Genomic DNA, 26,866 nt, shown 5'->3' on the forward strand with positions numbered 1-26,866 from the left:
GCGCCCGGCGCCGGACAGAAGGGAGAGGGCCGATGCGGATCGCCGCCGTCGGAGACGTCCATCTGGGAACCGATTCACGCGGACTGTTGCGGCCCGCACTGCGCGAACTACCGGCGCTGGCCGATGTGCTGCTGCTGGCCGGCGATCTGACCAAGCACGGGACACCGGCCGAGGGGGAAGTCGTGGCGCGTGAATTCGCCGACGTCGGGATCCCGGTCGTGGCTGTGCTGGGCAACCACGATCATCACAGCGATGCCGCGGCCGAAATGACCGGCCTCCTGGAGTCCTGCGGAATCACTGTGCTCGAGGGCGCCGCCACCACACTCGATATCGACGGCACAAGCCTCGGTATCGCCGGCACCAAAGGCTTCGGTGGCGGTTTCGCCGGCAAATGCGCGAGTGTGTTCGGGGAACGACTGATGCGCGAATTCGCGGGCCACACCATCGAGCTGGCGACGGCACTGGATACCGCGCTGGCCGAACTCGATACCGATATCACGGTGGTGCTCACGCACTACTCCCCCGTCAGCGACACCCTGCACGGGGAGCCGCGCGAGATCTACCCGTTCCTGGGCTCGTACCTCCTGGGGGAACCCATCGACACCCACGGCGCCGATCTGGCCGTACACGGCCACGCCCACGCCGGAACCGAGCGTGGCAGCACGCCGGGTGGTATCCGGGTGCGCAATGTCGCCCAGCCGGTGATCGGTAAAGCATTCGCCGTCTACGAACTACAGTCCGGCGCGGAGAGCACGGCAGCCCGCGACCGGACGGCCGTATCCGGTTGACGGCGTCCGCCCGGTTGCCCGAGCAGGCGGCGGTCGCATCCACTCTCGTCCGATCTGCAGGAAGGGACACAGCGGCGCGCCGTCGGCCAGGACCCGCGAAAGGGCCACGTTCGGGCTAGGACACCGGCGCGCGGCGAGAAGACCCGAGGAACCACCGGGCGATTCCACCGAATCGGCTCAGATGCGGCGTGATCGGCCAGCTGATGTCCAGAGCTCGCGAATCACGCCCGGGCGCGCGCCGCGCCGCGACCGGTAGATGCCTCGGGGCGAGGACGCGGACCGGAGCCCACTCACGACCCACGACCGGCAGGCGGCGGGTGCCCTCGGAAACCACCCCGCGCGACTACGGCGACCTCTGTGAGGTCGCCGTAGTCCACTCGGGTCCAGCAATGCCGCCGGACCCTATCCGGATCAGACGTCGCGCGGCGTCGGCGCCACCGTCTGCCCGTGGCCCGGATCCTGCTGGGCCCGCTGCCGTTGTTCGGCATCGGCGGCTTCGAGACGTTGCTGCTGCGCCTCGTTCTCCTTCTCGGCGGCAGCGCGCTGCGATTCGCCCTTGTCCTGTTGTGCCTTGCCCTCGGTGCGCAAGGAATCATTGTCGAGAACCGCTCCTGCGGCCTCCTTGACCTTGCCCTTCGCGCCCTCGACGGCACCTTCGATGCCCTCGCGTGCGCTCTTGTGCTCGGCCACGATATCCACCTCCGAATCTCGGTTGCTCGGTCGGATATCGGCCGCGTACCCGGCCCCGGAGCCTTCAATCCGGCGATGACCGCCCGATCGAGTGCGCCTGCTCACCGATCAGGTGAAGGCGGCCTCCAGCCCGTCGAACCAGGCCGCTTCCTCGACCAGCCGGGCGCTGCGCCAGCCGTCCGGAGTACGCACCAGATCGTGGTTGTACCAGCCGCCACAGGTGAACTGCTTACCCGGCGAGACGATCATGGGGTTGAAGAACATGGCGCGGACCTTCGCGGTGTCACCGTCCAGTTCCACCGCGATATTGGAGATGAAATGCTGGGTCCGGGAGAACAGCGCCAGCTGTTCGGTGAGCCCGGCGACGACCGTGTCCACATCCCCGGTGGGCCCGCCGGCCGTGCTGTAGTCGATCTGTGCGTCGGGGGTGAACACCGAGCGGTACAGCGGCCAATCCTTGTCGTCGACGGCGGTGGCGTAACGGGTGAGCAGATCGCTGATCTCGATCCGGTCGGCGAGCGTGCGTGAATCCATCCCCCCATACAACCGCACCGGGCGGCGCACCGGGTGCGATCGACTCAGCTGTTCCGGCGGATCCGGCGCCACCACGGGCGCCGCGGGACCGCCGCGCTCGCCCGGTGAAGCTGCGGTGCCCGCGCGGGCGGTGGCGTAACGGTCTTCCCACCTGCGGTTCCGGCCGCCGCCCGCCAGCCGGCGACCACTTCTTCGACGTCGGCCGGAGCGACCGGCACCTGCGGCCCGGTCGGCACTCGCAACCAGTCCACGATCCGCCGGTTGAGCGCGGCGACGGTGGCCCGCACCTGCTCCTCGGTCGCGAGCTCACGCACCGTTTCCGGCAACCGCTCGACCTCGCGGCGCAGCTGCAGCGACGGGGGCAGGGCCACGTCCCCGCTCACCCCCTCTCGTCGGAGGTAATCCCGCAACCAGGCATTTTCGTCGTGGTATCGGCTTCCCGCACCGGGTAGCGGTTTCCCGGCGCCGGGGAGGTTCCGGAATTCACCGCGCTCGGTGGCCTCGCGGATCTTACGGTCGACCCAGGATTCGAAGTCGACTCCCGCCGGTTTGCGCTCCGACATCATGCCTCCTCACCGTCACCCTCACGGTAGCGCGGCGCCCCAGGCCGCGACACCCCGCAACGGGAGACGGTGAGCGGCGATCACGCCCCGTTGGTGGAGCCGCTGCGGGCCCGCCCGGACCGGGCCTTGCGCCGTTCGGCCTGGAGTTCGGCGAGTTCCTGCTCCAGGATGTCGGCCACCCGGAACTGACCGGTGTCGTAGCCGTCGGAGGACCGTACGACCTCGAGGAACTCGTCGGTCTCCTTGTCACCGGACAGTTTGCCCTTGGCACTCGAGTCGCCCGCGCCGTTACCCGCCGCACCGGCCTGTTTGGCCTGGCCGAGTTTCTTGACGGCGGCGCTCGCCGAATTGCTGATCGGCAGTTTGTCGGTGACCTCGGCGTTCTTGACCGTGGGCTCGTCGAACAGCGGCGAATTCGTGGCCATCTCGTCCAGCAGCGAACTCGTACGCCCGATCAGGCCGGAGGTCACGTCGGCGAGATCGCCCGCCCGCTTCTTCGCGGCATCACCGGACTTGCCCTCCGCGCGAAAAGCCGACCCGGCACCGGCATTCCTCGCACCGGATTCGAGCGCCGCCGGTTGCGCCGCGGCGGTATCGCCGGTCGGCAGTGCCCGCGCGTCACCCGCATTGGGTTCCAGTTTCATGCTGACGCGCGGCAGGCTGTTGCGGATCTGCGCGGCCGGATCGGGCAGCCCCCGGACCTGTTCGGTGGCTCGCAGAATCGCCATACCGTATCGGGCGCTGGCCGCATCGTGGATGAGCAGCGCGACACCGATCATCACCGGCGCGACGGCGTGCACGCCGACTTCGTACCAGTTACCCACCTGCAGATACGGGTAGGTGTTGAGCCCGACGGTCAGGGCCAGCAGTGCGACCTCCGCGGCCGCGGTCTGCTTCCGGTTGTTGACCACACCCCATTCGGCCACCTTGTTGGTGCCGATCATGATGATGATCAGGCAAACGCTGATCATCCCCTCCAGCAGGTAACTGAACCAGAACAGGGGGTCACTGGGGCCGGTGGGGGCGATGTTCTGCTGGACGTTGACCGCCGACCACAACATGCCCGCAGCGACCACACCGGCCAGTGCGCGCAACGACCAGGACCGATGCCGGTACAGCGAGGCCAGTTTGGCGTGCGGGCTGGATTCCCGGCGCTGCGCGGCGATGGCTTTACGGGCGAGCAAGAGGTCGCGCATATCCGCCTTCTCGATCTGCTCGGTGGTCTGTCTGGCCCGGTCGTTCGCCGCGGCGACGGCCTGGATCTCCTTCCAGCGTTGTCCGCGCTCCTGCTCGCGGATACGCTCGGCGAGTTCACGTTCGGCGTGCAGCTCCGATTCCGACAGCGCCTCGGTGAGCGCGGGATCGAACTGGTAGGCCAGTCGGTTGCGGGCGTGTTCGACGCGTTGGGCCAGTTGCGTGACATCGTCCTCGATCGGCGGCTCGACAGTCATTACGGCTCCCGCCTCGGGTGATTCGATGGCAGACAAGTAGTCACGCCGGGGTACGGTACCGCCCTTTGCCGCGCGATGCACCGTCACGGTCGAAACAGCCGATTTCCCTGGTCGTTCACAGGGCGTTCACGAGTTCCCGTGGCGGGGTCGCGGTTCCGGCTCCGACGCCGCCGAACGCCCGTCACAGCGCGCCACGGCGGCCAGGATCGCCCGCACCGCGGGCCCGGCCTCCGGGACCGGTACGAGCGGATAGACGTGGAAAGCACCGGTCACCTCGGTGAGACGCACTGCCGAGCCGGCACGTTCGGCGAACAGCCGCGCATCGGGGTGCAGGATGTCGTGGGTGCCCATGTAGATATCGGTCGGCGGTAACCCGTCCAGCGGGCCGTTGATCGGGCTCAAACCGGGGAGACCGAGATCATCCCCGCCGGCCCAGACCCGCCCGGCCTCCAGCAGGGCCGGGCGCGCCAACCACGGATCCACGCCTTCGACCCGGTCGATCTCCGGGTTCGACAACCGCAGATCCAGGCACGGTGAGAGCAGGATCAGCCGCGCCGGCGCGGCCAGTCCGGTCTCCGGCAGGGACTGGGCCAGCGTGAGTGCGAGGGTCCCACCAGCCGAATCCCCGGCGATCACCACACGCGTGGGATCGAATTCGCCGAGCACATCCCGGTAGACCGCGGTCAGGTACGGGTGCGCGGCCCGGTAGGTGTGGCGCGGAGCCAGCGGGTAGATGGGTACCTCCACCCGATGTCCCGCCGCGGCCAGCCGTCCGATGAACCGCCAATGCCACCAGCTGATTTCCCGGAAGAAACTGCCACCGTGCAGGTAGATCACCACGGTGCCGGATTCCCGGCCCGGCGGCACCACCGTGTAGCTCGGAAAACCGCCGACGGTACGGCAGGCGATCGAGTAACGCCGCCGTAATCCCCGCGGCGGCACGTGATCTCCCGGATTCCCGGCCATCGCCGCCCGCGCCTTCTCGGCAGTGTCCATCCCGCGCTTACGGGTCAGCCGCAGATACACCGACACCACCCGGCTACGACGACCGACCATCAGCTCTCCTCGCTCCGCGCACAGCGCTCCCCGGACGGCCGGACCATATCGTGGTGCGGCCCGCTCTGCGGCCACGCTACCGTCACACGATGTGCGACAACAGGGACCACCGCGACCGCACCCACTACGTATGCCCGCCGTGCCGGGTCTCGCAGAAGCGATGGGTTCCCATGTCCGGTCACGGCGCGGGTCCGCCCCGTTGCCCCCGGTGCTCGACCGAAATGCGCGACGCCGGCCATGATTTCGCTGCCCCGCGACGGCACGACAGCGCGGGGTGGTCGGTGGTGGCCGCCGTCCTTGCCACCGGACTGCGCTACGACGGCCACGAACCCCGCGGCTGCGGCCGTGAACCGAAACCGCGGCCCCGCACTCGCGCCGAACTACGTACCTCGCGCAACGGGCCGATCCGCCACCACCTCACAACCGCCGAGGCACTGCCGGCCCGCCACCGATGAGCCGCACCTGACCGCGCGGCACCCGGACCGACGACCGGGGCAGCACCGACCCGGAGAACGGGCCGGATTTCGGCCTGTGTCCGTCCTGAGTCGCGCGGGCGAGCCGATCGCCGTGCGCGCCCCGGTGAGCACTGAACGGACCGGCCACGACCGGTGACCGCACCGAACTCCACGAGACATCCGCCGGCCGGTCCACTCTGCCGAAGTGCCCGGCAGCCGCGCCGAATCCACCGGGACATTCGGGTTGCCGCGCCACGCCGGATCAATGTGCCCAGGGACAACGTCGTTCCGGGCAAGGCACTCGGTGGCCTGCGATCCCGAAGCATTCGAAGGCCCCCGCCGAATCGACGCTTCCGGCCACGGCACCGTGGCGCGCAGGGCGCCACCGCGGCAACCGGGCCGGATGTTCCCAGCGGTTGCGGCTGACCCCTGTGCGCCGCTGCTGAACAGTGGTGCCGCGGCGACACCGTGAGCTCGGATCGAGCATCGCGGCACGCGTGAACCCGGGGCGGCTCCGATATGTGGCCGCATTCGGTGACGGACAGTCCCGACGGGTCCGGCTCGAGCGCCGCGCCGGGCCGTCTATGTCCCGCAGAAGCACCACGCCCAGCGTGGGCAGCGGCAGGGCATGCGTATGTCCCCTCGAGGTCGTACGCCGAGGGGACACCACCACACTGCACACGAGAGGCCCGCTATCCGTGCTGCAGACGCTGCAGCACGGACGAGCTCACTTCCTTGGGCGCTTCTCCCGGACTCGCACCGAGATACGCACCGGAGACCCGTCGAACCCGAATTCTTCGCGCAGCCGCCGTTCCAGGAACCGGCGGTAGCCGGCCTCCAGAAAGCCGGTGGTGAACAGGACGAAGGTCGGTGGGCGGGTGGTCGCCTGGGTGGCGAACAGCACGCGCGGCAGGCGGCCACCGCGCATGGGCGGCGGGGTCGCGGCGATCACTTCCTTCAGCCAGTTGTTCAACCGGCCGGTCGGGATCCGTTTGTCCCAGGATTCCAGCGCGGTCTCCATGGCCGGCACCAGTTTCTGAACCGCTCGACCGGTGTGCGCGGAGATGTTCACCCGCTGCGCCCACGGCACGCGGTTCAGATCTCGGTCCACCTCACGGTCGAGTTGCAGGCGGCGGTCCTCGTCCACCAGATCCCATTTGTTGAACGCCAGCACCAGCGCCCGCCCGGAATCGGCGACCAGGCTGATCACCCGCAGATCCTGTTCGGTGATCGGCTGGGAAGCGTCGATCAGCATGATCGCGACCTCCGAGGCCTCCAGCGCCGATTTGGTGCGCAGCGACGCGTAGAACTCGGTACCGCTGGCATTGGCGACCTTGCGGCGCAGACCGGCGGTATCGACGAACCGCCACACCTTGCCACCCAGTTCGACCAGTGAGTCCACCGGGTCGACGGTGGTGCCGGCGATATCGTGCACCACCGACCGTTCGTTGCCGGCGAGCTTGTTCAGCAGGCTGGATTTACCGACGTTCGGTTTTCCGACCAGCGCCACCCGGCGTGGCCCGCCGGTGCCGCCGGTACCCTCACGCGGGGTCTCCGGCAGTACTTCGAGCACATCGTCGAGCAGATCGCCGGTCCCGCGCCCGTGCGCCGCCGACACCATCCGCGGTTCGCCCAGCCCGAGCGACCACAGCGCGGACGCATCGGCCTCGACCCGCTGATCGTCGACCTTGTTCGCGACCAGGATCACCGGCGTTTTCGCGCGCCGCAGCGCCTTCACCGCGGCCTCGTCACCGGCGGTGGCCCCGACCACGGCGTCCACCACGAGCAGGATCGCGTCGGCGGTGTTCATGGCGAGTTCGGCCTGCCGGGCAACAGACTGCTGCAGCCCTTTGGCGTCCGGTTCCCAGCCGCCCGTGTCCTGCACCCAGAACCGGCGCCCCGCCCAGCTCGCCTCGTAGGAGACACGGTCGCGGGTTACGCCGGGCACATCCTCGACCACCGCTTCGCGGCGTCCCAGGATCCGGTTGACCAGCGTCGATTTCCCGACATTCGGGCGGCCGACCACGGCCAGGGTGGGCATCGGCGCCTGGTCGGCGACCTCCGGGTCACCGGCCAGATCGGTGATCTCCCACTCGGTTTCGTCGTTCCATACGCCGTCGCCGGCGAGTACATCGCTCATCGTCTCCCCGCTCATCCGGCCGCGCCCCGGCGGCGTAGCGCCGACCGCTCGTGTGACCGGTCCAGCTGCCGGGCGACTTCCCGGTACAGCTCGTCGATCGTTTCGTCCATGGTCAGTTCGCTGGTGTCGACCTGCACCGCGTCCTCGGCGCGCCGCAGTGGCGATACCGCCCGGGTCGAGTCCAGACGGTCACGGCGTTCGACATCGGCGAGGACGCCGGCATAGTCGTCCCCGCGGCCCTCGGCGATGTTCTGCTGATTGCGCCGGTGCGCCCGCGCCTGTGCGGAGGCGGTCAGATAGATCTTGGCATCGGCGTCGGGCAGCACGGTGGTGCCGATATCCCGGCCTTCGACGACGACGCGCCCCGCGCTCACGGCGATCTCGCGCTGCAACGCCACCAGTTGTTCACGGACCTCCGGTACCGCCGATACCGCCGATACCGCGGCGGTGACCTCCGGGCCGCGGATCTCCGCGCGCACATCGTCACCGTCGAGTTCGATCAGTTCGCTCTCCGGATCGGTACCGATCCGCAACGGCATATCGGTGACCGCCGCGATCACCGCGGCGGAATCGGCCGGGTCGATCCCGGCGCGCAGCACCTGCAGGGTCGCGACCCGGTACATGGCGCCGGTATCGAGGTAACGAGCCGACAGCCGGGTCGCCAGCCGCCGCGAAACGCTGGACTTACCGGTGCCCGAGGGCCCGTCCATCGCGACCACCAGCGACCGGTCGCCCGCCGGATCCGTGACGACCCCGACCGGAGCTTCCATACCGAACACCTCGGCCCCGTTCACAATGACACCGCCTCGTAGAGTTTGCCGATTTCGTCCCGGCCCAGTACCCGCAGGGTGCCGGGCCGTTGGTCGGCCAGGACCACCGGGCCGATATGCGTGCGGACCAGTCTGGTCACCGGATGACCGACCGCGTCCAGCAGCCGCCGCACGATATGTTTGCGCCCCTCGTGCAACACCACCTTCACCAGGGATCGTCCCGCGTCGACCTCCAGAACCTGGAATTTGTCGACACTGGCCGGACCGTCCTCGAGTTCCACACCGTCGCGCAGAATCTTGCCGATGGAACGGTGCACCTCACCCTGCACGGTCGCGAGGTAGGTCTTGGACACCTGGTAGGAGGGATGCATCAGCCGATGCGCGAGGTCGCCGTCGTTGGTGACCAGCAACAGCCCCTCGGTATCGGCATCCAACCGGCCGACATGGAACAGCCGCTGCCCGGCGGCGATCCGCTCGGCCACGATATCGCCCACACAGGGACGGCCCAGATCGTCGGACATGGTGGACTGCCAGCCCTTGGGCTTGTTCAGCGCCAGATGCACCAGTTCTTCGCGCACGACCACGCGGATACCGTCCACCCGCACCACGGCGTTCTCGGGGTCGATACGCAGACCCTGTTCGCGCACGATGATGCCGTCCACCTCGACCCGGCCCTGGTCGATCATCTCCTCGGCCGCGCGCCGCGAAGCGACCCCGGCCTTGGCCAGCACCTTCTGCAGGCGCTCACCTTCGCCCCACGGCATCTTCTCGTGGCCGGGTCCCTCCGGTTCCACATACTGATGGCGAGCGGGTTTGGCGTTGTTCAGCTGCGGTGCGCCACCGGACCGCGCGGCCGGACCCTTACGTGACGGAGCGCCGCCGTTCCCCGGACGGCCGCCGCTGCGCGAGCCACCGGCCGGCCCGCTACGTCCGGTAGACGGGCCACCACGCCCCGCTGCTGCGGAGCTGCTGCGCCCTGCGCCGGCAGGGCCACCACGTCCTACCGGGCCCGGACCACGCCCCGACGGCGCAGCGCCGCCACGCCCGGTAGCCGCGCCACGCCCGGCCTGAGCCGAGCCACCACGCGGTGCTGGGGCCGAGCCGCTACGCCCCGGGGCGCCGGCACCGCGACGCCCGCCGGCGCCGCTCCCACCGGCGGATGCGAAACCGCCTCGGCCGGTGCCGGGGCTGCGAGGCGCCGGCGGCGCATCCGCGCGCCCGGTCCGCGCCTGGTCACTGCGCGCTCCACGTTCTGTACTGCGGGTGCCACCACTGCGGCCGGTCCGCGGCGGTTCACTGCCACGGCCGTTACGGGGAAATTCACCGCCACGGCGGGCCTCCCCCGCCCCGCGGGGTGCGCCGCGTCCGCGACCGGCCCGGGCGGGCTGGTCTCCGCGTTGTCTGCGATCCGGTGTGCCATCTCGGCGAGCGGGTGTATTCACGATTTCCTGTCAATCCTCGGCGCCGAGGTTCAGATCGTCCTCGGCGGGTTTGCGCAGTCTGGTGTAACGGGGGTCCGTCTCCAGACTGTCGTTGATCTCATCGATCAGGTCGACGCCCGGCAGCAGCGGCGCCAGTTCCGGCAGATCGTTCAGCGACGCCAGCCCGATACGTTCCAGGAACAGTTCGGTGGTGCCGTAGAGCGTGCCGTTGGTTTCCGGGTCGGTGCCCGCCTCGGTGATCAGTCCCCTGGCCAGCAGGGTGCGCATCACACCGTCGACGTTGACACCGCGCACCGCGCTGACCCGCGCCCGGGTCACCGGCTGCCGATATGCCACCACCGCCAGCGTCTCCAGTGCCGCCCGGGTCAGCTTCGACCGGGCGCCATCGAGCAACATACGCTCCACATACGGTGCGTACTCGCTGCGAGTATAGAAGCGCCACCCGTCCCCGGCGAAACGCAGATCGATCCCACTGCGCTGTGCGGCCAGCTCCGCCGACATTTCCCGCAACATGTGTTCGACCCGGTCCGCGGGCTCGTCCAACGCGGTCGCCAGCTGTTCTACCGGCGCGGGAGTGTCCACAACGAGCAGGAGCGCCTCGAGCGCCGCCCGGAATTCGCCCTCGTCCATCGAGTCGGACGCGAATTCGGTCACATTCTCCCCCGTACCCGGAGGGCTGGGTTGCGCCGCGGTCCTGCGAACCGGCTCGCTCGCGCTCCGCTCTCCGGTGGCACGCTGCGCTCCACCCTCGTACGGCCCACTCGCGCTGTACCCACTGCGGACGGGCGAGATCTCTCCGTGTTCGGGCTGCGCCGACGGCTCCGGGCCCGACTCGCTCATCCGTAGTCCTCCTCGATATCGACAGGTGCGGCCTCGGCCTCGTCCCCGATCCAGCGGACCGCGAGCGGGCCCAGCGGGTCGGGCTGATCGAATTCGATCGATTTGCCCCGGTACAGCTCGAGCAGTGCCAGGAATCGCGCGACGATCTGGATCGGCGCCGCGCAATCGGCCACCAGGTCGGCGAAGGTGGTCCAGACGCCCGCACCGCGGGCGCGTAGACGTTCCAGCACCAGCGTCGCCTGTTCGGCGACGGATATGGTGTGCGCGTGCAGATGGTCCAGGCCTACCGTCGGCACCGGCCGCGGCCGGAACGCCGCCGCGGCGATCTCCGCGAACCCGGCCGCATCCACACCGAGCTGGACCTCCGGCAGCAAGCCGGCGAACCGCTCCTCCAGACCCACCGCCCGCGGATACCGGCGCAGCGCGGCCGCCTCGAGTTCGCCGAGCAACTCGGCGACCTGTTTGAACGCCCGGTACTGCAGTAACCGGGCGAACAGCAGATCCCGCGCCTCGAGCAGTTCCAGATCGTCGGGATCGGTCACTTCCCCCGAGGGCAACAGCCGCGCGGCTTTCAGATCCAGCAGGGTCGCGGCGACCACCAGGAACTCGGTGGTCTGATCGAGGATCTTATCGGTGCGCAGCGAATTCCCGGGCTGGGTCAGCCCGGCGGTGAGCGCCTTGGTGTAGGCGATGAATTCGTCGGTGACCTGATGCAGCGCCACCTCCGTCACATCGAGACGGCGCTGCGAGATCAACTGCAACAGCAGGTCGAACGGGCCCTCGAAATTACTGAGCCGCAGATGGAACCCGGTTTTCTCCCCGGCCGCGTCCGCGGTGTCGCCGGGCTCGCTGGTACTCGACGGTGCAGGTGCGGGTGCTGCCGCGCTCACCGACCCGACCGGTGGATGACTTCCCGCGCCATCGCGCGGTAGGCCTCGGCACCACTGGATTTCGGCGCCCACGTGGTGATCGGTTCACCGGCCACACTCGCGTCCGGGAACCGGACGGTCCGCGCGATGGCCGTGTCGTACACCAGTTCCCCGAACACTTCCACCACACGCGCCATCACCTGACGGGAATGCAACAGCCGGGCATCGAACATGGTGACCACGATGCCGTAGAGGCTCAGCCGCGGGTTCAGCCGGTCCCGCACCTTCTCCACCGTATCGTTGAGCAGAGCCAGCCCGCGCAGCGAAAAGTACTCGCATTCCATCGGAATGATCACGCCGTCCGAACACGCGAGGGCATTCACCGTGAGCAACCCGAGCGAAGGCTGGCAGTCGATGAGGATGTAGTCGTAGCGGTCGCGGATCGGTTCCAGTGCCCGCCCCAGCGACTGCTCCCGGCCGACTTCGTTCACCAGCTGGATCTCCGCCGCCGACAGATCGATATTGCTCGGCAGCAGATCCAGGTTCTCGACCTTGGTCTGCACGAGCACGTCGTCGACCCCGACCGGTGCGCCGATCAGCAGGTTGTGCACGGTCAGATCCAGATCGTGGTGCGCTACCCCCAGGCCCGCCGACAACGCGCCCTGCGGGTCGAGATCCACCAGCAGTACCCGGCGGCCGTACTCGGCCAGCGCGGCACCCAGATTGATGGTCGAAGTGGTCTTACCGACCCCGCCCTTCTGGTTACACATCGCCACGATGAGCGCGTTGCCCTGATGTGACGGTTCGGTCGGATCCGGCACCGGGCGTAGCGGCCGGCCCGTCGGGCCGAGTGCGGTGTCGGCGGGCAGAGGTTCGGGGCCCGCCCCCCACACGGATGTGGCGCGTTCATCGTTCTCGGCGCCCTTGGGCGGTTCCGCCGCTCCGGCTGTCGTCACGATCCGCTGCTCCTTATACGTTCCTGCCCGTCACCTCGTAGAGCGTAACGAGGCCGATCAAGGCACGGTCTCGCTTTCGCCACGGTCCGGCTCCTTCTAGACGCTACCTGTTGACAGCACTCCGGCGCCCAGTGTGTCAACCGGCGTGTTCTGTGATATTGCGGAGCCTGCGGATCCGGAGCCACTCATCGGGCCCTGGGGTGGGCGGTGGCCCAGACTTCGCGCAAGGTCCCCACGGTCACCATTGTGTAGATCTGGGTGGTGGTCACCGACGCGTGACCCAGCAGTTCCTGCACCACCCGCACATCGGCGCCGCCGTCGAGCAGATGCGTGGCGAACGAATGCCGCAGGGTATGCGGCGATACCGTGGCCGTGATCCCGGCATGCTCCGCGGCGCGCTGCAACACCTGCCAGGCGCTCTGCCGGGACAACCGGCCGCCCCGGACGTTGAGGAACAACGCGGCCGCTGCCCCCGGGGCCCGCACCCCGGCGCGACCGTTCGACGCCAATACGGGCCGCCCACGCACCAGGTAGGCGTCCACGGCCGCCAGGGCGGGCCGTCCCACCGGGACGATCCGCTGCTTACCGCCCTTCCCCCGCAGCACGACGGCGCGCCCCTCGAGGTCGAGATCGTCGAGATCCAGGCCGACGGTTTCCGAGATACGCGCACCTGTCGAATACAGCAGTTCCAGTAGTGCGCGATCGCGGAGCCCGCGGGCGCCCGCATCCCCACCGGCCCCCGTTTCCGCGCCCACCGACTCCAGTAGCCGCAGCACCTGGTCCACGGGCAGCGCCTTGGGCAGGCGCTGCCCCACCATCGGCGGTTTCACCGCATGGGCGACATCGGTACTGATCAGCCCCTCGGCGGCGGCGAATCGATGCAATCCGCGCACCGCGATCAGTGCCCGCGCGACCGATCCCGGTGCCAGCGGCGGATGCCGCTCGTCGCCCGTGCGCAGGGCGATCCCGAATTCTCCGATATCGGTTTCGCGGACCGCCTCGAGATCGGCGATGCCCCGGTCTTTCAGGTATTCCCGGTACCGACCGAGATCGCGCCGGTACGCCGACAGTGTGCTGCGGGCGGCACCTCGCTCCACCGCGAGATGGTCCAGATAGATATCGGCCTCGCGCACCGCATACCCGCCCTCAGTCCGTGTTCCGTTGCGCCGCCTGGCGCCGCAACAGCGCGCTCGGCAGCCCGGACCACGGCGCGTCGGCGGGGCGCAGCGGCAGGTCCGCGGCATCGGCGGCGCTCAGCGCGAGCAGTCCGGCGACGGCGGTCGCGTTCACGATCTCGCCGGCCAGGGCCGCGCGCACAGCCGCGTCGAGCGGCATCCGCACCAGTTCCAGATCGGCTTCCTCGTGCTCGGGTGCGGGGCGGTCGGTCTCGGACAGCCCGCGCGCCAGATACACCCGCAACGCTTCATCGGTGAACCCCGGCGACAATGCCACGTCCACCAGCACCGACCACTCCCGCGCCGCCAGCCCGGTTTCCTCGGCCAGTTCCCGCTGCGCCGCCGCGAGCGGATCCTCCCCGGCGATATCGATCAGCCCGGCAGGCAGTTCGAGCAGCCGCTCCCCGAGCGGGTGCCGGTACTGGCGGATCAGCACAACCTGCTCGTCGTCGTCCACGGCGACCACCGCGACGGCACCGTGATGCTCGACCACCTCGCGTTCCACGATCCGCCCGCCGGGCATCTCCACCTGGTCCAGCCGCAGCGCCACGATGGCCCCGTTGTAGACCAACCGGCTGTCGACGGTGCGGAAGGCGTGGCTGCCCGGCGCCGGCTGCCCGCCGGTCACGAGGCCTGCTCAGCGGCAGCCATTTCCTGCTCTTCCTGCTCACCGGGAATGTCCACGGGGAGCCGTTCGGCCAATTTGTACCGCAGCGCGGCGGCGATCAACTCGGCGAACAGCGGATGCGGCCGCGTCGGCCGGCTCTTCAGTTCCGGATGCGCCTGCGTGCCCACGAAGAACGGGTGGATATCCCCGGGAAGTTCGACGAACTCCACCAGATGCCCGTCCGGCGAGGTACCGCTGAACCGGAGCCCGCTCGTGGCGATCTTGTCGCGGTAGCTGTTGTTCACCTCGTACCGGTGCCGATGCCGTTCGGAAACCTCGTTGGCCCGGTAGGCCCGGGCCACCACCGACCCCTTCTCCAGTACCGCGGGGTAGGCGCCGAGCCGCATGGTGCCGCCCAGGTCGGCCTCGCCTGCCACAGCCTGTTCCTGATCGGCCATCGTGGAGATCACCGGATGTTCGGTCTCGGGTTCGAATTCGGCGGAATTGGCATCGTCGAGTCCCACCGAACGCGCCGCCTCGATCACCATGCACTGCAATCCCAGGCACAACCCGAGCAGCGGCAGTTTGCGGGTCCGGGCGTGGTGGATGGCACCGACCTTGCCCTCGATCCCGCGGATCCCGAATCCGCCCGGGATCAGCACCGCGTCCACATCGCGCAGCGCGGCCTGCGCCCCGGCCGGGGTTTCGCAATCATCGGATTGCACCCAGCGCAGTTTCACCTTCGCGCGATGCGCGAAACCGCCCGCCCGCAGCGCCTCGGTGACCGACAGATAGGCATCCGGCAGGTCGACGTACTTGCCGACCAGCGCGACCTCCACCGTTTCCCGCGGCGTATGCACGCGGTCGAGCAGATCACCCCAGACCGCCCAGTCGACATCGCGGAACGGCAATCCGAGTTTGCGCACCACGTACGCATCGAGGCCTTCCCGGTGCAGCACCTTCGGGATGTCGTAGATCGACGGAGCGTCCGGAGTGGATATGCACGCATCGACCTCCACATCGCACATCAGCGCAATCTTGCTCTTCAGTCCGGCCGATACCTCACGATCACAGCGCAGGATCAGCGCGTCGGGCTGGATACCGATACTGCGCAGCGCCGCCACCGAATGCTGAGTGGGTTTCGTCTTGAGCTCCCCCGAGGGCGCCAGATACGGCACCAGCGAAACGTGCAGGAAGAAGACATTGTCGCGGCCGACGTCGTGCCGGATCTGCCGGGCGGCCTCGAGGAACGGCTGCGATTCGATATCGCCGACGGTCCCGCCGATCTCGGTGATCACCACATCCGGTTCCTGCCCCTGCAGGTCGGGCCCGCGCATCGCCAGGACGCGCGCCTTGATCTCGTCGGTGATATGCGGAATCACCTGCACGGTATCGCCGAGATATTCGCCGCGCCGTTCCTTGGCGATCACCGAGGAGTAGACCTGGCCGGTGGTGACGTTGGCGTCCTTCGACAGGTCGCGATCGAGAAACCGCTCGTAATGCCCCACATCGAGATCGGTCTCGGCGCCGTCCTCGGTCACGAACACCTCGCCGTGCTGGAACGGGTTCATGGTGCCGGGATCGACGTTCAAATAGGGGTCGAGCTTCTGCATGGTGACTCGTAGCCCCCGCGAGGTCAGCAACTGACCGAGACTGGAGGCGGTGAGACCCTTACCGAGTGAAGAGGCGACACCACCGCTCACGAAGATGTGTTTGGTGGCTGTGCGCGCCTGAATCCGTGTATGACCCACGGGTCTTCACAGTAACACGAAACCCACCCGGTGAACGACCACCACTCCCCGTTAACCACCCGATCGCCCACTCGGCCCACTCGGACACTGCAGCCGCGACACCCTCACCTCTCCACATCCGCCCCGGCGGCACCACCGGCCACTTCCTCCCCACTCACGGTCCCGCACCGGAGTTTTCTCGCCGCAATACCCGAGCACGTCCGAGTGCTGAAGAGTTGCGCAGCACACCCGAGCACCACCTGCTTGCCGACCCGGCAACCAACTGCCCTCCCCGAGAAGGACGGCCGGAAGGACCGGCCAGGGAAGTGCGCCGGGCTGTCGATCCCCCGGAACACCAGGTCCACGCGTACGCAGTGCCCGACCTGTCCGGAAGCCCCGCACGCGAAACCGACCACTCGGCCTACCCAGCCGGCACAGCTTCCGGAAACCCGGACCGGCCGGCCCTGTTGTCTGTGGGCCGATACAGTGTCGGATACCGGGCCACGGAACAGCCGTCCACGCGTCCCTGGCGCCGTGTCGGCGGCACGGATCCTGGACGCGATCGACAGCCCGGCCGTGTCGCGCGGCAGCAGACCGCCCCCGAAACCGTCCGCGGATCCCGAGCCGGCCGCCGCGACCCCGTTGCGACCCGGCTATCCGGTCCGGCCGAGGACCTCCCGCCCCCAGAGTTCGGCCCGGGTCAGCACATCCTGTGCACCGGTCAGCATCTCACTGCCGTGCCCGACCGCCAGGATCGCGACGATCGCCGCCCCGAGCACCGCCAGCACCAGCAGTGCCGCCAGCACACCCGAGAAGCGGTTGCGGTACAGCGTCGCCACCGCGGATGCGTCCATGATCGACTCCCCGACCTTCAACCGGGTCAGGAAGGTCGCCGGGTTGCTGTCGCGGCGTCCGCGGTCGAAGAATTCCTCCAGCGTGACGCTCGCACCGGCCGTCACGATCAGCGCCGCCCCATGATGGTGGGCGAGCAACAGTGCCAGATCGGCGGGCGACCCGGAGGCCGGGAAGGTGATCGCCCCCAGGCCCAGGTCCTTCACCCGCTCCAACCCGTCGGCCCGGCCGTCGAGGTCTGCCGGAATGATCAGTTCGGCGCCGCAGGTCAGCGTTTTGGCGGTCAGTTCGTCGGGATTGCCGACGATCAGATCCGGCCGGTACCCCGACCGCCGCAGCGTTTCGGCTCCCGCACCCACACCGATCAGGACCGGTGAGTATTCCTTGATGAACGGCTTGAGTTTCTTCAACTCCTCGGCGTGCCCCGGCCCCGCCCCGACCACCACTACCTGCCGGCCGTTCAGTTCCAGGTCCGGTTTGGGTACGCCGATACCGTCCATGAGCAGCGAGGATTCGGTCCGGATGAATTCCAGCGCATCACCGGCGAACGATTCCAGATGTTCGGCGAGCCCGTTACGCGCTTCCCGCATCCGTTCGGCGATCGCGTCCTCGCCCAGTTCGAGGCATTCGACCAGCACCTCGGGCTCCTTGCGGGTGAATCGATCGGCGTAGACGACGCCGTCCTCGATCCGCACCCGGACGCCGTCCTTGATCCGGCCGAAGGCATCCGAACTCACCGTATCGAGCAGCAGCACACCTCCTGCGACCAGAACCTCGGGTCCGACGTTCGGGTACCGGCCGGAGATCGACGGCGAGGTGTTCACCACCGCCGTCACCCCCGCGGCGACGAGCTTGTCGGCGAGGGACTGATCGATGTCCATTTCATCGATAACGGCTATATCACCTGGCCCTATCCGCGTGAGTAGCCGCCGGGTATCACGGTCGACCCGGGCGGTCCCGGTCCGGCCGGGCAGTGTCTCGGAGTTCTTCGACAGCAGCGCCAGCATCCTCATGTAGCGATGATGTCGGTAAACCCTCAACCTTCGGTGGAGACACGCCGCTGACCGGCCCCCCGATCACCCGCTCGAGCAATTGATCAGCTACCCGCGGGCGCGTGGCACCGGGTCGGCTGCACGCAGAAGCCGCGCCCGCGCGCCGTATGCTGCCGGGCACAGCTATCGAAGAGGAGACGCCATGGCCAGCACCACCGTCGACACCGTGATCGCCGCCCCACGGGCGACCGTGTACCGGCTGTTCGCGGACCGCGAGAGCATCAGCCCGTACCTCGCCGTGAACGTCACGCTCGTCCGGCCGGGCGAGACCGAACGCGAGGGCGTGGGCGCCCAGCACAAGATCGGGGCCGGACCGGTCGGCGTGGTCGAGGAGATCACCGCTCTGGTACCGAACGAACGGATGGAATACAAGATCGTCAAGGGCGCTCCGGTGAAAAGCCATACCGGCGTCATCACCTTCGCCGACGCCGGCGACGGCACCCGTGTCACCTACACCATGACTTCCGACCCCTCCCTGCCTGTTCCCGCCAAGGCACTGGAGATCGGCCTGAAGGGCCTCATCAATCCGTTCATCGCCGCCGCCCGCAAAGCCGTCCGCTGACCGGCCGCGGCAACAGGTGATCCCAGCCGGATCTCACGACCTCCCGAACACCGAGGCCGAACGGAAACCGGTCTGGGGACCCGGCACTCTCCCACGGCAGGCCCGGCGGTCGTGAGGGTCAGAACCGTTGGACGAACCGGTACCAACTGCCCTCGATATGCGTGTAGCCGATATCGCTGTCGCGGTGGCGCGGGCCCTGACCGGGCACACCGTGCGGGCCGCGACGGATTCGAGGCTGCCACTGGAAATCCGCCGGCCGAGATCTCCGGCAATACCGGCCCACGCGAAGAACAGCAGCCACCGGCTGCGATAGCGGATCGCCCCGAACAGCTCGAACACCAGCCACCGCGCACCCAGTAGCACCAGTGCCCAACCGGCCGCCACGAGAGAGGAAAACGCGGCATCCGACATCATCGACCACAGCATCGATACGCAACACACGCTCACCCACAGCGTGATCATCGCGACCGACACGCGCCACCACCGGGACGGGCCCGGAGCGGGACCGGTCCCGGCGTTGTGTTCTGTGGTGGACATCGAATCGCGTCTCCTACGGGCAACGGCGCGGTTCCCGGAACCGGCGAGTTTCCCGGGTCGCGTCGTGCAGGCCTGGCAGACCACCAGCGCCCTTCGAAACCTGGGCACCCCGCCCGGCTGCGGCAGGAGGTGCGCCCCCGGGCGGCTCGGTGGCGTCTTCGGCACCGGCCCCGCCCGGCGATCGACTCCGGAGCGCTGATCCCCCTGGCCCCGCCGCGGGGACGCCGCGGCCCGCTGTCCGGTCCGGGCCACCTGCCCGACGAGCGCGCGATGGATCGGAACCCGGTTCGCTCGGAACCCGTGATCCCGGCGATTGCGCTCGACGCCGTACACCGCGACTGCCGGTAGTGGCAGCCGTGCGCGGCGATCAGCGCGCCGCCATCCGTTCGGCCCGGGCGATATTGAGCAGTTCCCACGCGTGCGCGCGACCCGTTTCGGTGTCGTCGAGTCCGGCCAGCATCCGCGCGAGTTCCACGATCCGCTCGTCCTGGGTCAGCGCCCGGACCCCCGAATCCACGGCGCCTTCACCGTCATCGGATTTGTTCACCACCAGATGTGTATCGGCGAACGCCGCGACCTGCGCCAAATGGGTCACAACGATCACCTGATGAGTGCGGGCCAGCCGGGCCAGCCGGCGCCCGATCTCGACCGCCGCCCGGCCGCCGACACCGGCGTCGACCTCGTCGAACACCATCGTCACCCCGTGTTCGTTCCCCGCCAGCACCACCTCGAGCGCCAGCATCACCCGGGAGAGCTCACCGCCGGAGGCGCTCTTGTTCAACGGCAGCGACTGCGCGCCGGAATGCGCGGCCAGCCGTAACTCCACCTCGTCCACCCCGGCGGGGCCGGCGTGGAGTTCGGTGCCGTCGATCAGCAGCGGCGCCGAATCCTGCGGCGCCGCCGGCACCGGGCGGACCTCGACGTCCAGCCGTGCCTTCCCCATTGCCAGCCCGCCGAGTTCCTCGCTCACCGCCGCGGCCAGCTCACCGGCCGCCGTCGTACGCGCCTGCGACAGTTTCACCGCCACGGCCCGTACCCGATCCGCGCCCGCATCGACCTCCGCTGCCAGTGCCGCCAGTGCCTCCTCGGACACATCCAGCGATTCCAGCTTCGTCCGCGCATCGTCGGCCCAGGCAAGCACCCCGTCGATATCGGGGGCGTATTTGCGGGTCAGCGATTTCAATTCGGCCTGCCGGGTCAACATGGAATCCAGCGCGCCGGGGTCCGACGGCAGATCCGACAGGTACCCGCTCAATTCCGTGGTCAGGTCCACCACCACCGCGATCGCATCGGCCAGCCGCGGCCCCAGCGCCGCCAGCGCCGGATCCTCGGAACCTTCGACCCGCGACCGCGCGACCCCCAGCGCATCCAGAGCGCCGGCGTTCTCCCCCGGATCGTCCTCCGGTCCCGCCAGCGCCTCGTGCGCGGTGGCCGCCGCTTCCCGCAGCGAATCCAGATCGCTGAGCCGGCGGATCTCGGCGACCAGCCGTTCGTCCTCACCGGGTTCGGGTGCGATCGCGTCGATTTCGGCGAGCGCCTGAGTGAGACGTTCCGCTTCGGCCGCCATCTCCCGGCTGCGCGCCGTCCGTTCCGTTAGCGCATTCCGCGCGTCCAGCCAGGCCCGCCGCTGCTCGGTGTACTCGCGCAGCAGCGGCCCCACCACCGCGTCCGCGAACTGATCCAGCGCCCGCAACTGCTGTTCGGGCCGCTGCAACCGCAATTGGTCGTTTTGCCCGTGCACGGTCAGCAACGGTGCGGTGAAATCCGCCAGCACCGAAGCCGGCACCCCGCGACCGCCCAGATGTGCCCGGGACCGGCCGTCGCTGCCCACCGTGCGGATCGCGATCACCGTACCGTCGTCATCCGCAACAGCTGCCGCGGCTTCCAGGACCTGCTCCGCGTCACCGCGTGCGGTCGCGTTCACCTCGTCGAGGGTGAACCGGCCCTCCACTACCGCACGGTTCGCACCGAGCCGCACCCGCCCGGCATCCGCCCGCGCCCCGCTGAGCAGGTGCAGACTGGTGACCACCATGGTTTTGCCCGCCCCGGTTTCCCCGGTGAGCACCGTCAGCCCTTCGTGGAATTGCGCGGTGGCCGTGGAGATGACGCCCAGTCCGTCAATTCGTATCTCTGTCAGCACGTGTGCCCTCCGTTCGCCGCCGGCCCCGCCAACCAGTTACCGGCAGCTCGAACTTGCGCACCATCCGGTCCGCGAACGGCGCGGAATCCAGCCGCACCCACCGCACCGGCTCGGCACCACGGATCGCTTCGACCCGGCCGCCTCGCGGCAATGCGAGGGTGCGCCTGCCATCCAGGAAAACTATCGCATCATGGCCGGTGGCAACGGATTCGACCGCGATCCTGGAGTCCGGGCTGGTCACCAGCGGGCGAGCGAACAGGGCATGCGCATTGCTCGGAATCACCAGCAGCGCTTCCAGTTCCGGCCACACCACCGGACCCCCGGCGGAGAAAGCGTACGCGGTGGAACCGGTAGGGGTCGCGACAAGAATGCCGTCGCACCCGTAGGACGACACCGGCCGCCCATCGACTTCCAGGACCACTTCGAGAACACCCATCCGCGCGGCGTTCTCGATACTCGCCTCGTTCAACGCCCAGCCGCGCTCGATGATCTCGTCGTCGATCCGGACGCTGACATCGATGGTCATCCGTTCCTCGACCCGGTAGTCGCGGCGAACCACCTGCGCGAGCGCTTCGTCGAGATGTTCGGCCTCGGCTTCGGTGAGAAAACCGATCCGGCCCAGATTGATCCCGAGCACCGGGACGGTGACATGCCGGGCCAGTTCCGCGGCCCGCAGCAGCGTGCCGTCACCGCCGAGCGCGAGCACCATCTCACAGCCCAGCGCCGCGTCCGGTTCGTGCGCCACCACCTGCACCGGATATCCGCAGGGTTCGGTGACCGGTTCGGCACCGGACTCGAACCGCGTGCTGTAGGCCTCGTCGGCAAGCACCCGCAACCCGATTCCGGCTTCCGCACAGATCTTCGCCACCCGATGCGCCGTTTCGCTGATCTCGGCGCGACCCGGATGCGATACCAGCAGTATCTCCCTGGCCCGGGGCGTACCCGCGTTCATTGCGGTCCTTCTTCGACTGCCCGCCGCACCATCTCCGCCACCTCGCCGGCCGGATCGCCGGGTACGTCCTCCCGGCGCAGCCACAGAAAGTATTCGACATTTCCGGAGGGCCCCGGAAGCGGACTGGCCACTGCACCGATAATCCGCAGCCCGAGTTCGGCGGCCGTAGCGGCCACCGCGCATACCGCCTCCGCCCGTAACTTCGGATCGCGGACCACGCCGCCCGACCCCACCCGTTCCTTGCCGACCTCGAACTGTGGTTTCACCATCGGCACCAGATCGGCGCCGGCGGTGGTGCAGGCCGCCAGCGTGGGCAGGACCAGCGCCAGCGAAATGAACGACAGATCGGCGACCACCAGGTCCACCGGTCCCCCGATACCGTCCGGTGTCAGCGAGCGAACGTTGGTCCGGTCGAGTACATGCACCCGATCGTCGGTCCGCAACCGCCACACCAACTGCCCGTAGCCGACATCGGCGGCCACTACTTCTCGCGCCCCCCGACTGAGCAGCACATCGGTGAACCCGCCGGTCGATGCCCCCGCATCCAGGCAGCGCCGGTCCGTAATCGCCAGACCCCGCGGTTCGAACGCATCCAGCGCGCCCAGCAGCTTGTGTGCCCCGCGCGACGCCCAGGCCACCTCGTCGGCCTGTTCCTTGACCACCAGGGGTGTTCCGGTTTCCACCGCGGTCGCCGGTTTCACCGCCACCGCACCGTTGATCAGGACCCGCCCGGCACCGATCAGTTCCACGGCATGATCGCGTGACCGCGCCAGTCCGCGGCGGACCAGTTCCGCGTCCACCCGCGCCCGCCTGGCCACCTCAGATCTTGTCCACCGTCGCCAGAGCCTGGACCAGCACTTCGTGTGCCTGCTCCAGGATATGCGCGCGGCGGGCCAGGTCGGTTCCGGCGGATTCGTCCCCCGGTGCGCCGCCGGCCGGCCGGCCGGCGAGTTCGGCGAGCAGTTCACGAACTTCGGTGCGGATCTTGTCCGGATCGGCGAGATCGCCGTGGCCGGCCGCCCCGGGCAGATGCTGACCGGGCAGCGGAACCCGGGCGGCACCGGGGGTGTTCGGGCGAGGAGTCGGGGTAGTCATCGTGAGGTCAACGCTATCGGATTTCCGACCGGGGCGCGCGTACCCTCAACGCCCGATCCGGCCGTGCGTCCAGTTCATTCCGGACGGTGGTGGGGTCGCCGGTATCGCAGGGCACCGGCGCACTGTTCAACGCTGCCAGGCTGCCGGCGATGTAGGTCGGCCACCGGTGCGTGGGCAACCCGGTCAGTTCCTCGATCGTGCTGACGCCTGTCAGAACCAGCAGTGAGTCCACCGCCACGTTCTCGGCACCGTCGATATCGGTGTCGAGCCGGTCGCCCACCACCAGCGCGGCGCGGGTCCCGGCCCGGTCCAAGGCGTTCTCCAGCAGCGGAGCATAGGGTTTGCCCGCCACCACCGGTTCCCGGTCCGAGGCGGCGCGCAATGCCGCGACCATGGCCCCGTTTCCGGGCGCCAGGCCTCGTTCGTTCGGCAACGTCCGGTCGGTGTTCGCAGCCACCCACACCGCGCCCGCCCGCAGTGCGTACGACGCTTCGGCCAGATCCGGCCACGCGGTCTGCGGGGAATGTCCCTGCACCACCGCCGCCACGGATCCCGTGGCCCGGCGCACCGGCTGCAACCCCGCCGCCTTCACCTCGGCCGCCAGGTCGTCGGTACCGACGACCAGCACTTCCGCTCCCTGCTCGACCCGGCCGGCGAGCAGCCGCACCGCGGCCTGCGCACTGGTCACCACATCGGTTTCCGCAGCCGGGTACCCCATTTCGGCAAGGTGAGCGGCCACCGAGCCCGCCGCCCGGCTCGCATTATTGGTGACGTAGACCAGCCGCTGCCCCCCACCGGCCAGTTCCGCCGGCCCGCCCTCGACCACCGCGGACCCGCGATACAGCGTCCCGTCCAGATCCAGCAGCAGCGCCTCGTATCCGTCCCGCAACCGCATTTCACTCACATCCCGCACACTCGGACCCTACGTCCTCCGCCTACACCACCCGACGGGCACTCCACGCACGGACGCACGGACGCACGGACGCACGGACGCACGGACGCACGGACGCACGGACGCACGGACGCACGGACGCACGGACGCACGGACGCACGGACGCGAGAATGGTCGCAGGTCGCAGATCCCGCGACCCGCACGGCGATGATTCTGCGCGAAGAACAGCGTCCTAACAGCGACACCTACGCGGTCGCGATCCGCGCGACCGCGCTATCCCCGGCGTGGAGGACATGTGGCCGACGACCCCCTTGCTCAGAGCACCGAACCGGATCTTCTGGACGTCGCCGAAGTGAATCTCGCGGTGGTCCACGGCCGAGTACCTCCGGACGAGATTCCGAATTTTTTCGATCACTCATTCGGACGTCTCGCCGCTGTTCTCGACACTCAGGATGCGAGTATCACCGGCCCCGCGTTGGCGATCTACGGCACCGTCGGCGGACAAGCCATGGAAATCACCGTGGGTTTCCCGGTCGATCGTCTGATTCGGCCGGACGCAGACGTCGTACCCGGCGTGCTCCCCTCGGGGCGAACAGCTCGCCTCGTGCACTCTGGGTCCTTCGACGGACTGGACCGGAGCTGGGATCGGCTGCACTCCTGGATCACCGCCCGCGACCTCACTCCCGGCACCAGATGGGAGGTCTACGTCACCGAGCCGAACCCCCATATGGACCCCGCCGATCTGCGCACCGAACTCAACTGGTCCATCACACCGGCATGATCCCCGGCCCGACACAGAGGGACGCCGGACCGCTGTCACCTTTCCGACGGGCCGGCTCCGTGCCGAAGCATCCGGGCGCACTGCACACAACGTTGCTTTGTCCGGCCCATCCGTTCGGCTCGGCAGGCTTCCGGCAGCGGAGATTCCGAAGCGAGCGCTGCGCCGCGATCACGCATCGGCGTGGACGCCCCGCTTCGTAGCTCCCGGCGAATCCGGGGCTCCCGCCGAACTCGGGGGGCTCCGGGTCCCGCTGTCGGCCATAATGCCCCGGCTTCGGCAGCCCTGTCACGCCCTCGGGTGAGGAGTCGACGTCACAAAAGGCCCGCGGCAGATCGCCGACGGCCGAGGTGTCCGGGAGAACGCGACATCGGCCGCTCCGTTATCAGAATCCCCCGGTCAACTCAGCTGCGCGCTCTTCGGCATCGGTTTCACCATCGAGATCAGCGGCCGCGGCGTTGAAGAACCAGGTCAGGCCTTCATCGGTACGCCCGGCGGCGACCAGCGCGTCGGCGTAGGCGTAGAACAACCGCGCGGGCCCGGATCCGGTCCGGGCCGGATCCAGGCCGGAGGTCTGCAAGGTGACCACGGCCTGGTCGTACTCTCCCAGATCCATCCGCGCACCCGCGACCACGATACGGAGCTCGATCGCGTCGTCGCCGGTCAGTGACCGGGCTTCGTCGCTGCGGCCGATCTCGATCGCGCGCTCGGGCCTCCCCAGTCCGCGTTCGCAGTCGGCCATGACGGCGAGCAGCCCCGCGCCGCCGGCCATCCGCCGCGCAGCACGCAGCTCCGACAATGCCTCGGCCCACTCACCGGCGTGGTAGGCCACTACGCCGGCGGTCTCCCGGACCACCGCGATCCGGCCCGCCCGCTGCCGTGCGGCCCGCGCGTGCGCCAGGGCAAGTCGCGGATCGTCGTCGAGTAGCTGCGCCGCCATGGCCAGATGACGTGCCACGGTTTCCGCATTGCCCTTATCGAGACTGAGCAGATCGCGCCGGATGGTGGAATCCAGATCACTGGCCTGGACGTTCTCGGGCAGATCCGGTTCGTCCGGACGCGGTGGCCGGCGGTCGGCTCCCCGGGCAGCGCCCTCGCCGCCCCGACGGCGCGGGCCGCCCGGAACACCGTCCTGAGAAGGGCCCGACGATGCGCCCGTCCCGTAACCCCGGCCGGCTCCGCGGTCAGCGCGGTCGGTCCCGCCCCGGGAACCGAACCGGCGGTCATCGGAACCGGCTCGCGGCCCACTGCGCCCGTCGAAGTCACGCCGCCCGCGGTCGCTACCGGATTTGTCGGTGCGATCCGATGGTCGATAATCGCTTCGCTCCCGAGGTCCGCGGCCGGGCTCCCCGCCGGCCCTGGCTCCACGACCGCCGAAGCCCCGTGCTTCGTCGCGTCCGCCGCGCGGGCCTTCGCCGTATCGCCCGCCGCGTGAATCCTCGGTGCGGAAACGGCCACGATCATCCGAACCACCGGATTTTTTGCCACGTTCTCCCGCAGGCCCCGGCCGTTCCGGGCGGCCCCGATCGGCGCGGAATGAGCCACGGTTGTCCTCGCCTCCACTGCCGCCCGCCGTTCCGGGCCTGTCGCGACGGTCCCGCGGACCCGCGCTCCGATCATCTCTGGGCGCGCCGGATGAGCCGGCCTCACGCCGGAAACTTCCCCGTCCACCGCCGGACGGCCGACCGTCCTCGGGTTTCTCGCTGCCGGAACGGGGCGCATCCGCGCCCTCACCGTTGCGCCGGAACCCGTTACCCGCCCCGGAAGAATTACGCCGGAACGGTTTCCGGCCATCGCTCTGTTCCGGCACGGCGGATCCCTCTCTCAAATGGAAATCAGGTGAATCGATAACGGTGAGCATGTACTCACACAAGTCTAACGGGTCGAAATCCCGTACAGAAACGACGAAAGGGGACCCAGAATCTGGATCCCCTTTCGTG

At 69.0% G+C, this 26,866-nt stretch carries 25 protein-coding genes and 1 pseudogene; 4 read left to right on the plus strand and 22 right to left on the minus strand.

Annotated features, from left to right (window positions below):
- Positions 1-32: 32 nt before the first annotated feature.
- On the plus strand, positions 33-788 hold the full coding sequence (locus NFL01S_RS15635) for a metallophosphoesterase family protein (protein ID WP_062975768.1): 756 nt from the start codon (positions 33-35) through the stop codon (positions 786-788).
- A 411-nt stretch (positions 789-1,199) separates the two neighbouring features.
- Here the strand turns inward: NFL01S_RS15635 and mbp1 are convergent, their stop codons facing one another.
- From mbp1 to NFL01S_RS15660, 5 genes are all read right to left on the minus strand, one after another.
- Positions 1,200-1,478 carry a microaggregate-binding protein 1 gene (mbp1, locus tag NFL01S_RS15640; protein ID WP_062975971.1) on the minus strand — a complete coding sequence of 93 codons (279 nt, stop codon included), beginning with the start codon at positions 1,476-1,478 and terminating at the stop codon, positions 1,200-1,202.
- A 108-nt stretch (positions 1,479-1,586) separates the two neighbouring features.
- Positions 1,587-2,012, minus strand: a complete 426-nt coding sequence (locus NFL01S_RS15645; RefSeq protein ID WP_062975973.1) for a nuclear transport factor 2 family protein — start codon at positions 2,010-2,012, stop codon at positions 1,587-1,589.
- A gap of 44 nt (positions 2,013-2,056) precedes the next feature.
- The gene (locus NFL01S_RS15650; RefSeq protein WP_062975975.1) at positions 2,057-2,575 is read right to left on the minus strand and encodes a DnaJ family domain-containing protein; all 519 of its coding nucleotides are present in this window, start codon (positions 2,573-2,575) and stop codon (positions 2,057-2,059) included.
- Positions 2,576-2,655: 80 nt separating this feature from the next.
- Entirely contained in the window at positions 2,656-4,026 is a 1,371-nt protein-coding gene (locus tag NFL01S_RS15655) for a hypothetical protein (RefSeq protein ID WP_062975770.1), read from the minus strand.
- Between the two features lie 126 nt (positions 4,027-4,152).
- Positions 4,153-5,082, minus strand: a complete 930-nt coding sequence (locus NFL01S_RS15660; RefSeq protein WP_063915951.1) for an alpha/beta hydrolase fold domain-containing protein — start codon at positions 5,080-5,082, stop codon at positions 4,153-4,155.
- Positions 5,083-5,171: 89 nt separating this feature from the next.
- Between NFL01S_RS15660 and NFL01S_RS35470 the strand changes: the two genes are divergently transcribed.
- Complete coding sequence (locus NFL01S_RS35470; RefSeq protein WP_157116553.1) at positions 5,172-5,537, plus strand: hypothetical protein; 366 nt, start codon at positions 5,172-5,174, stop codon at positions 5,535-5,537.
- 727 nt (positions 5,538-6,264) lie between these two features.
- Here NFL01S_RS35470 and der read toward each other — a convergent pair.
- The 10 genes from der to steA all read right to left on the minus strand — a co-directional run bounded on the left by der (position 6,265) and on the right by steA (position 17,931).
- Complete coding sequence (gene der / locus NFL01S_RS15670) at positions 6,265-7,692, minus strand: ribosome biogenesis GTPase Der (protein ID WP_062975777.1); 1,428 nt, start codon at positions 7,690-7,692, stop codon at positions 6,265-6,267.
- A complete protein-coding gene (cmk, locus tag NFL01S_RS15675) occupies positions 7,689-8,447 on the minus strand; it encodes a (d)CMP kinase (RefSeq protein WP_062975977.1) in 759 nt (252 codons plus the stop codon). The genes der and cmk overlap by 4 nt, the downstream gene beginning before the upstream one ends.
- 20 nt (positions 8,448-8,467) lie before the next feature.
- Positions 8,468-9,241, minus strand: a complete 774-nt coding sequence (locus tag NFL01S_RS37635) for a pseudouridine synthase (protein ID WP_371851828.1) — start codon at positions 9,239-9,241, stop codon at positions 8,468-8,470.
- Between the two features lie 657 nt (positions 9,242-9,898).
- On the minus strand, positions 9,899-10,519 hold the full coding sequence (gene scpB, locus NFL01S_RS15685; protein WP_062975981.1) for an SMC-Scp complex subunit ScpB: 621 nt from the start codon (positions 10,517-10,519) through the stop codon (positions 9,899-9,901).
- Positions 10,520-10,725: 206 nt separating this feature from the next.
- Complete coding sequence (locus NFL01S_RS15690; RefSeq protein WP_062975779.1) at positions 10,726-11,619, minus strand: segregation and condensation protein A; 894 nt, start codon at positions 11,617-11,619, stop codon at positions 10,726-10,728.
- The gene (locus NFL01S_RS15695) at positions 11,616-12,491 is read right to left on the minus strand and encodes a ParA family protein (protein ID WP_245670716.1); all 876 of its coding nucleotides are present in this window, start codon (positions 12,489-12,491) and stop codon (positions 11,616-11,618) included. The genes NFL01S_RS15690 and NFL01S_RS15695 overlap by 4 nt, the downstream gene beginning before the upstream one ends.
- A 248-nt stretch (positions 12,492-12,739) precedes the next feature.
- Entirely contained in the window at positions 12,740-13,687 is a 948-nt protein-coding gene (locus NFL01S_RS15700) for a site-specific tyrosine recombinase XerD (RefSeq protein WP_062975783.1), read from the minus strand.
- A 13-nt stretch (positions 13,688-13,700) separates the two neighbouring features.
- Positions 13,701-14,357, minus strand: coding sequence for an NUDIX domain-containing protein (locus NFL01S_RS15705; RefSeq protein ID WP_062975785.1), 657 nt, complete (start codon positions 14,355-14,357; stop codon positions 13,701-13,703).
- On the minus strand, positions 14,354-16,087 hold the full coding sequence (gene pyrG / locus NFL01S_RS15710) for a CTP synthase (RefSeq protein ID WP_062975787.1): 1,734 nt from the start codon (positions 16,085-16,087) through the stop codon (positions 14,354-14,356). The genes NFL01S_RS15705 and pyrG overlap by 4 nt, the downstream gene beginning before the upstream one ends.
- 632 nt (positions 16,088-16,719) lie before the next feature.
- Positions 16,720-17,931 (minus strand): putative cytokinetic ring protein SteA, encoded by a 1,212-nt coding sequence (gene steA, locus NFL01S_RS15720; protein WP_062975791.1) that lies wholly within the window; start codon positions 17,929-17,931, stop codon positions 16,720-16,722.
- A 181-nt stretch (positions 17,932-18,112) separates the two neighbouring features.
- On the opposite strand from steA, the gene NFL01S_RS15725 reads away from it, so the two are divergent.
- A complete protein-coding gene (locus NFL01S_RS15725) occupies positions 18,113-18,532 on the plus strand; it encodes an SRPBCC family protein (protein WP_062975793.1) in 420 nt (139 codons plus the stop codon).
- A gap of 33 nt (positions 18,533-18,565) precedes the next feature.
- Here NFL01S_RS15725 and NFL01S_RS36520 read toward each other — a convergent pair whose 3' ends face one another.
- The 6 genes from NFL01S_RS36520 to NFL01S_RS15760 form a co-directional block, all read right to left on the minus strand.
- Positions 18,566-19,069 (minus strand): hypothetical protein, encoded by a 504-nt coding sequence (locus NFL01S_RS36520; protein ID WP_218019614.1) that lies wholly within the window; start codon positions 19,067-19,069, stop codon positions 18,566-18,568.
- 367 nt (positions 19,070-19,436) lie between these two features.
- Positions 19,437-21,209, minus strand: coding sequence for a DNA repair protein RecN (gene recN, locus NFL01S_RS15740; protein WP_062975799.1), 1,773 nt, complete (start codon positions 21,207-21,209; stop codon positions 19,437-19,439).
- The gene (locus NFL01S_RS15745; RefSeq protein ID WP_062975801.1) at positions 21,187-22,161 is read right to left on the minus strand and encodes an NAD kinase; all 975 of its coding nucleotides are present in this window, start codon (positions 22,159-22,161) and stop codon (positions 21,187-21,189) included. The genes recN and NFL01S_RS15745 overlap by 23 nt, the downstream gene beginning before the upstream one ends.
- Entirely contained in the window at positions 22,158-22,979 is an 822-nt protein-coding gene (locus NFL01S_RS15750) for a TlyA family RNA methyltransferase (RefSeq protein WP_062975803.1), read from the minus strand. The genes NFL01S_RS15745 and NFL01S_RS15750 overlap by 4 nt, the downstream gene beginning before the upstream one ends.
- A gap of 1 nt (position 22,980) precedes the next feature.
- Positions 22,981-23,256 (minus strand): hypothetical protein, encoded by a 276-nt coding sequence (locus tag NFL01S_RS15755; RefSeq protein ID WP_062975805.1) that lies wholly within the window; start codon positions 23,254-23,256, stop codon positions 22,981-22,983.
- Between the two features lie 13 nt (positions 23,257-23,269).
- A complete protein-coding gene (locus NFL01S_RS15760; protein WP_062975807.1) occupies positions 23,270-24,151 on the minus strand; it encodes an HAD-IIA family hydrolase in 882 nt (293 codons plus the stop codon).
- Between the two features lie 292 nt (positions 24,152-24,443).
- On the opposite strand from NFL01S_RS15760, the gene NFL01S_RS15765 reads away from it, so the two are divergent.
- Positions 24,444-24,929 carry a GyrI-like domain-containing protein gene (locus NFL01S_RS15765; RefSeq protein ID WP_063915952.1) on the plus strand — a complete coding sequence of 162 codons (486 nt, stop codon included), beginning with the start codon at positions 24,444-24,446 and terminating at the stop codon, positions 24,927-24,929.
- A gap of 382 nt (positions 24,930-25,311) precedes the next feature.
- Here the strand turns inward: NFL01S_RS15765 and NFL01S_RS15770 are convergent.
- Positions 25,312-26,214, minus strand: a pseudogene (locus NFL01S_RS15770) (tetratricopeptide repeat protein); the annotation flags it as partial.
- Positions 26,215-26,866 lie beyond the last annotated feature (652 nt).

This window comes from Nocardia flavorosea NBRC 108225, from assembly GCF_001613385.1.
Lineage (GTDB): Bacteria > Actinomycetota > Actinomycetes > Mycobacteriales > Mycobacteriaceae > Nocardia > Nocardia flavorosea.